This window comes from Streptomyces sp. NPDC014894 (assembly GCF_043080985.1).
GTDB lineage: Bacteria > Actinomycetota > Actinomycetes > Streptomycetales > Streptomycetaceae > Streptomyces.
Genome location: NZ_JBIBWD010000043.1, coordinates 1 through 5,747, shown reverse-complemented (window position 1 = coordinate 5,747; position 5,747 = coordinate 1). Strand labels below are relative to the sequence as shown.

Genomic DNA, 5,747 nt, shown 5'->3' with positions numbered 1-5,747 from the left:
ATCATCATCCGGTACTGGTCAGGACCCATCCTGACCAGCAGAATCCGCACCAGCGGCGGCGCGGCCAGATCGAACCGGCGCGAGCGCTCCTCGATCCCCAGCCGCTCCGCCGCAGCCGCACGCTCCCCCTCCGCCAGCCCGGAGGGATCCTCCTCCCGCCACGGCAGCACCACCTCGCGGGTGACCACCTGCACCGGCTCATCCACCCCCGACAGCTGCCGGAACCCCGCACGGAGACTCGCGTGCCGGTCCAGCAGCGCCTGCCACGAAGCCCGCAGCACCGCCGGATCCACCGGCCCGTCCAGCCCGAGATCCAACTGCTCGACATAGACATCCGTGCCCTGCTCGTCGAAGAGCGCGTGGAACAGCAGCCCCTCCTGCAACGGAGACACCGGGAGCACATCCACCAGCCCCGGAACCTCCGCCTCCAACCCCTCGATCCGCGTCTGGTCCAACGACACGAGCGAGAAGTCGGAGGGGGTGTGACCACCGCTCTCCGCGTCGGCGGTGTGGGTGACGAGACCGGCCAGCATCGCCGCCCAGCCCTCCACCAGCGACCGCACCGACGCCTCGTCGGCCAACGCCTCCGGCCACAGCAGGGTCAGCGTCAGCTCAGGCCCCTCCGGCAGATCGTGGACCGCGCCCAGGATCTCCAGCGCGTGCATCACCGGGTACTCGCCGCCCAGGCTGAGGTCCGCCGGGCCGTCGCCGGCCGGGGACCAGGCCGTCGCGGCCGTCTCCGAGGCCGCGAAGCGGCCGAGGTAGTTGAAGCCGATCTGCGCGGTCGGCAGCGCGGACAGCTGAGCAGCGGTCTCGGGGTTGAGATACCGCAGAATCCCATAGCCCAGACCGTCCCCGGGCACCGCCCGCACCTGCTCCTTGACCCGCTTCAGCACCCGCCCGGCGGCCGGACCACCGGCCCGCACCTCGGACAGATCCGCCGAACCGACGTCCAGCCGCACCGGATGACTGCTCGTGAACCAGCCCACCGTCCGCGACAGATCATCACTGTCCGACAGAGGCACCCGCCCATGCCCCTCGACATCCACCAGAATCGCGCTCCCGGCAGCCGTCTCCTGACCGTCACGCCACTCCGCCACCGCGGCCGTCAAACCCGCCAACAGCACATCGTCGATACCCGCGTGGAACGCCGTCGGCACACTCGTCAACAGCTCGGCGGTCACCTCGACGGGCACCTGGACCGAGAGCCGTCGCAGGGTCGATTCGACGTCCCGCTCGGGGTCGACCGGCTCCGAGGTGAGGAGCGGGTCGGGACCCTGGAGGAACTCCACCCACTCCGCGGCCTCCGCCAGCCGCTCTTCACTCCCGGCCTGTTCGACCAGCTCACGGGCCCAGTGCCGGAACGACGTCGGTACGGGATCCAGCGCGGCTTCGCGACCGGCGGCCAGCGCCTCGTACGACTGGGCGAGATCGGGCAGCAGCACCCGCCACGAGACGCCGTCGACCACCAGATGGTCCACGACCATCAGCAGCCGGCCCGGCGCATCGGGCCCGAGATCGAACCAGACCGCCTGGACCATCACCCCGGCCCAGGGATCCAGCGCGGCGACGGCCTCCCGCGCGCGCTCGCCGATCAGACGGCGCAGCTCGTCGCCCGCCAGTCCGACGGCGTCGACCCGGTGCACCCAGGAGTCGGCGCGTACCGTCCCGGGTTCGGGCACGACCAGCAGCCGGTCGGACCCGTTCTCCTCAAGGCGGGCCCGCAGGGCGTCGTGGTGGTCGACCAGCGCCTGCACGGCTTCGGTGAGGAGGGCGAAGTCCAGACCCGCCGGGGTCAGCACGAAGGCCGGCTGGAAGACCTGGCCCAGCTTCTCCGCGTCGACGCGTTCGAGGAGTCCGTGCATGATCGGGGTGAGCGGGATCTCACCGGATCCGGCGTCGCCCTGGACGGCCTCGCCGCCGTCGGTCGCGCCGGCCACCGCGGCCAGGCCCTCCGGCGTCTGGCGTTCGAAGACCTGCCGGGCGGTGATGACGAGCCCGGCCCGGCGAGCGCCCGAGACCAGCAGCATGGACATGATCGAGTCGCCGCCCAGCTCGAAGAACGAACCGTCGGCACTCACCTGCTCCAGCCCGAGCACCTCGGCGAAGAGGGCGCAGAACACCTCTTCAGCGGGTGTGGCGGGAGCCCGCCCACCGGTGTTTCCGGCCGACTCCGGGGCGGGGAGCGCGGCCCGGTCGAGCTTGCCGTTCACGGTCAGCGGCAGGGCGTCCAGTACGACGAACGCGGCCGGGATCATGTACTGCGGGAGCCGCTCAGCGGCGAATTCCCGCAGCTCAGCCGGGTCGATCTGGTCGGCGGCGGGGACGATGTAGGCGACCAGCCACTTGTCTCCGGGCCGGTCCTCCCGCGCGACGACCGCGATCTGCCCCACGCTCTCATGGGCGGCGATGACGGACGCCACCTCGCCGGGCTCCACCCGGAAGCCGCGGATCTTCACCTGGTCGTCCGCGCGGCCGACGAAGAGCAGCCGGCCGTCCGCCGTCCATCGGGCCAGGTCTCCGGAGCGGTACACACGACCGCCGAACGGGCTCGCCACAAAGCGTTCCGCCGTCAGATCCGGCCGGCCCGCATAGCCGCGCGCCAGACCGGCGCCCGCCACATACAGCTCACCCGTCACACCGACCGGGACCGGCTGAAGGAAGCCGTCCAGGACGAAGACCTGGGTGTTGCCGATCGGGCGGCCGATGCCAGGGGACTGGTCCTCGGGGCGGATGTCCTCGTCCACCGCTCCGGCGGTGGAGATCACCGTGGCCTCGGTCGGGCCGTACGTGTTCCACACCCGGGATCCGGCGACCCACCGGCTCGCGAGGTCGGCGTTGAGGCGTTCGGCGCCCAGCACCCAGTTCCACACGCCGGGCACGGCGGCGGGGTCCAGCACCCCGAGGAGCGAGGGGACGACGCTCGCGACCTCGACGCCTGAGGTCCTGACCAGCTCGGCCAGCGCCTCGGGCTCGGTCCGTTCCTCACTCGACGCGATGACCAGCGTTCCGCCCGCGGCGAGCGTCACCGCCACATCCAGTACGGCGGCGTCGAAGCTGAAGGAGGCGAACTGGAGCGCCACCACCCCTTCGTCCACGCCCAGGACCGGTCGCATCACCTGCGCGAGGTTGGCGACTCCGCCGTGCGCGACCGCCACCCCCTTCGGCCGGCCCGTCGATCCCGAGGTGTAGATGACGTACGCCAGCTGCTCCGGGCTCGTCACCGTCCGCAGCGGGGCGGCCGAAGTCTCCTGAACGTCCTCAAGGCGCAGTACGGGTACGTCGATCCCCGCGGGCTCGGTGTCCGCACTGGCCAGCACCAGCACCGCACCGCTGTCCGCCACCATGTACGCCAGCCGGTCCGCCGGATACTCCGGATCCAGCGGCACGTACGCCCCGCCGGCCTTCCACACCGCCAGCAGGCCCACGACCATGTCCACCCCGCGCGGCAGGCACAGCCCGACGACTCGTTCCCGCCCGACACCGGCCTCGATCAGCGCCCGCGCCAGCCGGTTCGACCGCTCGTCCAGCTCCCCGTACGACAGCACATCCGCACCGGACCGGACCGCCGGCACATCCGGAGCCGCGGCGACCCGGTCCGCGAAGAAGTCCAGCACCAGTCCGGCTTCGACCGACTGCTCGGTGTCGTTCCACTCCGTCACCACCCGCGAGCGCTCGGTCTCGCCGAGGATTTCCAGCTCGCTCAGCCGGATCCGCGGGTTGGCGGCGATCTGCTCCAGCACCCGGGTCAGACGGTCCGCCAGGGCCTCGGCGGTGGGTGCGTCGAAGAGGTCGGTCGCGTAGAGGATTCCGCCGCCGATGCCGGCCGGAGCGCCCTGGCCGTCGCGCTGCTCGACCAGGTCGAGCGACAGATCGAAGCGGGCGGCCTCGGCGGCGAACGGTACGGGGTCGACGGCGAGACCCGGCAGCTCCCAGCGCGGCGAGGCGGCCGTCTGGAGCGACATCATCACCTGGAACAGCGGGTTCCGGGAGAGGGACCGGGCCGGGTTCAGCACATCCACCAGCCGCTCGAACGGCACGTCCTGGTGGCCGTAGGCCGCGAGGTCCGTCTCCCGGACCCGGCGGAGGAGTTCGGTGAATGCGGGGTCGCCGCTCAGATCCGTACGGAGGACGAGCGTATTGACGAAGAAGCCCGCGAGATCGTCCAGCGCGGCATCGCCTCGGCCCGCGATCGGCGTACCGATCGGGATGTCGTCGCCCGAGCCCATCCGGGACAGCAGAGCGGCGATCGCTGCGTGCATGACCATGAACATGGTCGCCCGGCCGCGCCCGGCGACCTCGACCAGCCCGGCGTGGGTACGGGCGCCCACGCGCACGGGCACCGTGCCGCCCTGGAAGGTGGAGACCGGCGGACGCGGACGGTCGCTCGGGAGCACCAGCTCCTCCGGCGCTCCGGTGAGGGCGGTCCGCCACTGGTCGATCTGGGCGCTGATGAGGCTGTCCGGGTCTTCGAGGTCGCCGAGGACCTCGCGCTGCCAGAGCGCGTAGTCGGCGTACTGCACCGGCAGCGGCTCCCAGCCCGGGGCGCGTCCCTCGCGGCGGGCGGCGTAGGCGGTGCTCAGATCGCGCGAGAGCGCGCCCATCGACCAGCCGTCGACGGCGATGTGGTGGGCCACGATCAGCAGCACGTACTGAGACGGGCCGGTCATCAGCAGCCGGATGCGCCAGGGCAGATCGGCGCTCAGATCGAAGCCGCGAACCAGCTCCGCCGCGAGCGTCTCGTCCAGCTCGGCGCCGGAGACCTCGGCGACCTCCAGCCGGGGCCGGCCCTCGGGGCCGTCGAGAATCTCCTGACGGGGAGCGCCGTCGGTCTCCGGGAAGACGGTCCGCAGGGTCTCGTGCCGGTCGGCCACGTCCCCGAGCGCCGCCTCCAGCGCGGCGATGTCCAGCTCGCCCGACAGCCGGAGCGCGAGCGGGAGGTTGTAGGTGGCGTCGGCTCCGGCCTCGGTCTCCGCCAGCCGGTTGAGGAACCACATGCGCTGCTGGGCGTAGGACAGCGGCAGCACCTCGGGCCGGTCCCGCCGGGTCAGGGCGATGCGCACATCACCGCGGGCGCTGTCGATCGCGCGGGCGAGAGCGGCGACCGTCGGCGAGGCGAAGAGTTCGCGGATGCTCAGCTCGATGTCGAGTACGGCACGGGCGCGGGCGATCAGCCGCATGGCGAGGAGCGAGTCGCCGCCCAGGTCGAAGAAGGACGCCTCGGCGCCCACCCGGTCCAGGCCGAGCACCTCGGCGAACAGGCCGCACAGCACCTCCTCCACCGGAGTCGCCGGACCGCGGCCGCCGCTGTGGACCGCGAAGTCGGGAGCGGGCAGCGCGGCCCGGTCCAGCTTCCCGTTCACCGTGACCGGCAGGGTGTCCAGCACCATCACCGCCGCCGGAACCATGTACTCCGGCAGCTTGGAGGCTATGAATTCGCGCAGCTCACGGCTGATGTCCGTGCCGAGGGTGGCGCTTGTGCCCGCGTTTGCTCCGCTGTCGGCGCCGCTGTCTGAAGCGGTGGCGGCGCCGGAGGAAGTCACGACGTAGGCGACCAGATGTTTCTGGCCGAGTCGGTCTTCACGGGCGATGACGGCGGCCTGGTTCACACCCTCATGCCCCACCAGAAGCGCCTCGACCTCACCCGGCTCGACCCGATACCCACGAATCTTCACCTGAGCATCCACACGCCCCCCGAAAACCAACTCCCCCTCCCGCGACCACCGCGCCACATCACCCGTGCGATA

The 5,747-nt window shown here is 71.8% G+C and carries 1 protein-coding gene; it reads right to left on the bottom strand.

The features are described from left to right. A partial coding sequence (locus tag ACF089_RS35805) for an amino acid adenylation domain-containing protein (protein WP_392036387.1) occupies positions 1-5,675 on the bottom strand: 5,675 nt, incomplete at its 3' end. Positions 5,676-5,747 lie beyond the last annotated feature (72 nt).